This is a genomic window from Arthrobacter sp. H5 (assembly GCF_000520595.1).
Classification (GTDB): Bacteria; Actinomycetota; Actinomycetes; order Actinomycetales; family Micrococcaceae; genus Arthrobacter_D.
The window spans coordinates 31,545-35,402 of record NZ_KI915004.1 but is presented as its reverse complement, the minus strand read 5'-3'; the positions used below and the strand labels follow the sequence as shown (position 1 = coordinate 35,402).

Genomic DNA, 3,858 nt, shown 5'->3' with positions numbered 1-3,858 from the left:
CTGGATCGGCGGAACCAGGACCCTTCGGCTCTTACGGTATTCAGCTGGAATCGATCAGTGGTTGGTTGCCTTCTCGGCACCCACACCGGTCAAGGACCGAACCTCCATCTCTGCCTGCTTTTGCGGATCCTCGGTCTTCTTCGAGAGGACTGTTCCCAGCCAGCCAAGGAAGAACGCCAGCGGAATCGACACGATGCCCGGGTTGTTGAGCGGGAAGATCGCAAAGTCGGCGCCGAGGATCATTGACGTCTCGCCTCCTGACACCACCGGCGAGAAAGCGATCAGCACAATCGCAGCACTCAGCCCGCCATACATGCTCCACACCGCGCCCTGGGTATTGAACCTCTTCCAGAAGAGCGAGTAGATGATGGTGGGAAGGTTTGCGCTGGCCGCCACGGCGAAGGCCAGAGCCACCAGGAACGCCACGTTCTGGCCCTGGGCGCCGATGCCTCCCACGATGGACAGCAGTCCAATGACGACGACGGTGCGCCGCGCGACTTTGACCTCTCCGTCAGGATCGACGTTGCCCTTCCGCACCACATTCGCGTAGATGTCGTGGGCGAAGGAAGCGGCTGCCGTGATGGTCAATCCGGCCACCACCGCAAGGATGGTGGCGAACGCGACGGCGGAAATGACACCGAGCAGGATCGGCCCGCCCAGCTCAAAGGCCAGCAACGGGGCAGCCGAGTTCACGCCACCGGGAGCTGCGGTGATCCGGTCGGCGCCGATCAGCGCTCCGGCTCCGTAACCCAGGACCAGGGTGAACAGGTAGAACGCTCCAATAAGCCAGATGGCCCAGACCACCGACCGGCGGGCCTCTTTGGCCGTAGGAACGGTGTAGAAGCGCATCAGGACGTGAGGCAGCGCAGCCGTTCCCAGTACCAGTGCGAGCGCCAGTGAGATGAAGTCGAGCTTGGAGGTTCCCGTTGCGCCGTACTGCAGTCCGGGATTGATGATGTCGGGGTTTCCGGCCGTTTCGATGGCCGCACCCAGCAGGGTGGACAGGTTGAACCCGTGGATGGCCAGGACCCAGATTGTCATGACGAATGCGCCGGCGATCAGGAGGCAGGCTTTGATGATCTGCACCCAGGTTGTTCCCTTCATGCCGCCAACAAGCACGTAGAGGATCATCAGCGCGCCAACAACGGTAATCACCAGGGACTGACCCACCCGGTCATCGATGCCGAGCAGCAGCGAAACCAGGCCGCCGGCGCCGGCCATCTGCGCCAGCAGATAGAAGAAGCAGACAGCAAGCGTGGTGATCGCCGCAGCGATCCTCACCGGCCGTTGCTTCAGACGGAAGGACAGAACGTCCGCCATGGTGAATTTGCCGGTGTTGCGCAGGAGTTCAGCAACCAGGAGCAGCGCAACAAGCCAGGCCACCAGGAAGCCGATCGAGTAGAGGAAGCCGTCATAGCCATTGATTGCGATCGCGCCGACTATGCCCAGGAACGATGCCGCCGAGAGGTAGTCACCGGCAATTGCGGTTCCGTTTTGGGGCCCGGTAAAGGACCGGCCGGCGGCATAGTAGTCCGCCGCGGTTTTGTTGTTCCGGCTTGCCCGAAGGACGATCACGAGGGTAATCGCTACGAAGACTCCAAAAATGGTGATGTTCAGCCATGGCTCGCCCACCTGAGTGGACTCCACGGTTTGGAGGGGAAGGGCGCGGTTCATTTGTTGTCTCCATTTTCGTGGAAGACCTCTGGTGCCTCGGCCTCAAGTTCGTTCCGTAGCTCCTCCGCGATCGGATCGAGGCGCTTGTTGGCGTAACTGACGTACCACATGGTGATTCCAAAGGTGCTGACAAACTGGAGCAGTCCAAGAATCAGACCAATGTTGATGTTGCCGAAGACGGGAGTGGACATGAAGTCGTGCGCGTAGTCGGCCAGCAGGACGTATAGGAAGTACCACAGCAGAAAGACCACTGCCATGGGAAAAACAAAGCTTCGATGGCGTTTGCGCAGTTCCTTGAACTGCGGCCGCTGCTGGACTTCGGTGAAGTCCACGGCAGCCGCTTGTGCGGCTCCCGGTGCGGACGGGTCGTGACCCATTGTTCCTCCTCATTAAGGATGTCTCCGGCACCGGTTCCGGGACATTGTGAATTGTCCCGGCATTAGGCGTGGAGGTGTGACTCCCATCACTCTCGACCACGTGGGTGGCCTTTTCCAGTACCTCCGCCGGGTGGATCGCTGAATGCACCGGGAGGTGCGGTGAACGGGCGGGCTGCTGCGCTGAACGGTGGGCACTTCGCAGGCGGCTACTCTTGACGGATGGTCAGTCCAGCCGTTGACATCGCTCTGGTGGGCGCCGTCGTCGTGATCGCCGTCGCAGTGGTCGCAGCGCTCGGTTTCAAGTTATCCCGTTCCTACCGCGATCTCGGATCCGATGCCGACCGTGCCACCTACGCCACACTGCACACCGCCGCACTGGCCTCGGAGCACCTGAGGGCGGGCCTCACCCCGGGCGGTGCGTCCAAGGCCAGCCGTCACCTGCGCGGGCTACTCCGTTGCGATTCCCTGCTCATCACGGACACTGACGCCGTGCTCGCCTGGGACGGGACCGGTGTCATGCCGGAACGCGTCCTGGAACTGGTGCGAAAAGTGCTGGAGAGCGGCCGCACCCAGATATTCCGTCGGGATCAGATGGCCGCGGTAGGAGCCGACGACGGCGCCACGGAGGTGGTCATCTCCCCCATCCAGGTGGACAAGAGGGTGGTTGGCACAGTGGGCGCCTTCGCGCCGCACGTGAACGCGGGGTTGGTCCGGGCAGCCAACGAGGTGGCCGTCTGGGTGGCAACGCAGGTGGAGCTTGCCGAACTGGATTCCTCGCGCACCCTTCTGATGGAAGCCGAGGTCCGTGCCCTGCGCGCGCAGATCAGCCCGCACTTTATCTACAACTCCCTCAATGCCATTGCGTCCTTCATCAATACAGACCCGCAGCGGGCCCGTGAACTGGTAGTGGAGTTCGCCGATTTCACCCGCTATTCCTTCCGCAGACACGGCGACTTCACCACCGTCGCCGAGGAACTGAAGTCCATAGACCGCTACCTGCTCCTCGAACGGGCGCGCTTCGGCGACCGGCTGCGGGTCAGCCTGCAGATCGGACCCGAGGTCCTCAGCACCGTCATCCCCTTCCTCAGCCTGCAACCCCTGGTTGAGAACGCAGTGCAGCACGGTTTGGATTCGAAGGACGGCACAGGACATATCACCATTGCTGCCCACGATTCGGGAGCGTTCGCCGAAGTGACCATAGAGGACGACGGCGTCGGGATGGACCCGGAGCATCTCCGCTCCGTACTGGCCGGCCACACCGAAGGCGTGCATGTTGGCCTGAGGAATGTCGATTCCCGGCTGCGGCAGGTCTATGGAGACAATCATGGGCTCGTGATCGACACCGCTCCCGGCGCCGGCACCCTGATTACCATGCGCATTCCCAAGTCCCAGCCGGGGCATCAGACATGATGCGGCGGCGGCCATCCGTGGCGCCGTGACAGCGTAATCTTGGCCCATGGTCAATGTTGTCATCGCGGACGATGAACTGCCTGCAATCGAGGAATTGGCGTACCTGCTTTCGCAGGACGCAAGGATCGACACAATCCACCGCGCATCCAATGGCGCTGAGGCCCTTCGCGCACTCGAAACCCACCCTGTGGACGCCTTGTTTCTCGACATCCACATGCCCTCGCTGTCAGGCCTGGACATTGCACGCGTCATCTCCCGCTTCAGCAGGCCACCCGCCGTCGTTTTTGTCACGGCCGATGAGGATCGTGCGCTGGAAGCCTTTGAACTGCGCGCAGTGGATTACCTGCTCAAACCCGTCCGTACCGAGCGGCTGGCCGAATCGGTGCGGCGGATCTGT

4 protein-coding genes are annotated in these 3,858 nt (G+C 62.1%); 2 read left to right on the top strand and 2 right to left on the bottom strand.

The genetic code is table 11. The features are described 5' to 3' along the window. Nucleotides 1–54: 54 nt before the first annotated feature. Nucleotides 55–1,674: a solute symporter family protein gene (locus Y708_RS0114570; protein ID WP_028280494.1), complete on the bottom strand. Its 1,620-nt coding sequence runs from the start codon at nt 1,672–1,674 to the stop codon at nt 55–57. After that, complete coding sequence (locus tag Y708_RS0114565) at nt 1,671–2,051, bottom strand: DUF485 domain-containing protein (protein ID WP_028280493.1); 381 nt, start codon at nt 2,049–2,051, stop codon at nt 1,671–1,673. The genes Y708_RS0114570 and Y708_RS0114565 overlap by 4 nt, the downstream gene beginning before the upstream one ends. Nucleotides 2,052–2,270: 219 nt before the next feature. Between Y708_RS0114565 and Y708_RS0114560 the strand changes: the two genes are divergently transcribed. Further along, a complete protein-coding gene (locus Y708_RS0114560; RefSeq protein ID WP_051479019.1) occupies nt 2,271–3,461 on the top strand; it encodes a sensor histidine kinase in 1,191 nt (396 codons plus the stop codon). Nucleotides 3,462–3,507: 46 nt separating this feature from the next. Beyond that, a partial coding sequence (locus Y708_RS25295) for a LytR/AlgR family response regulator transcription factor (RefSeq protein WP_035776481.1) occupies nt 3,508–3,858 on the top strand: 351 nt, incomplete at its 3' end.

Excerpts from the sequence above, each read along its gene's own strand:
- Y708_RS0114570 (WP_028280494.1), bottom strand. The coding sequence starts at position 1,674 with ATGAACCGCGCCCTTCCCCTCCAAACCGTGGAGTCCACTCAGGTGGGC.
- Y708_RS0114565 (WP_028280493.1), bottom strand. The coding sequence starts at position 2,051 with ATGGGTCACGACCCGTCCGCACCGGGAGCCGCACAAGCGGCTGCCGTG.
- Y708_RS0114560 (WP_051479019.1), top strand. The coding sequence starts at position 2,271 with ATGGTCAGTCCAGCCGTTGACATCGCTCTGGTGGGCGCCGTCGTCGTG.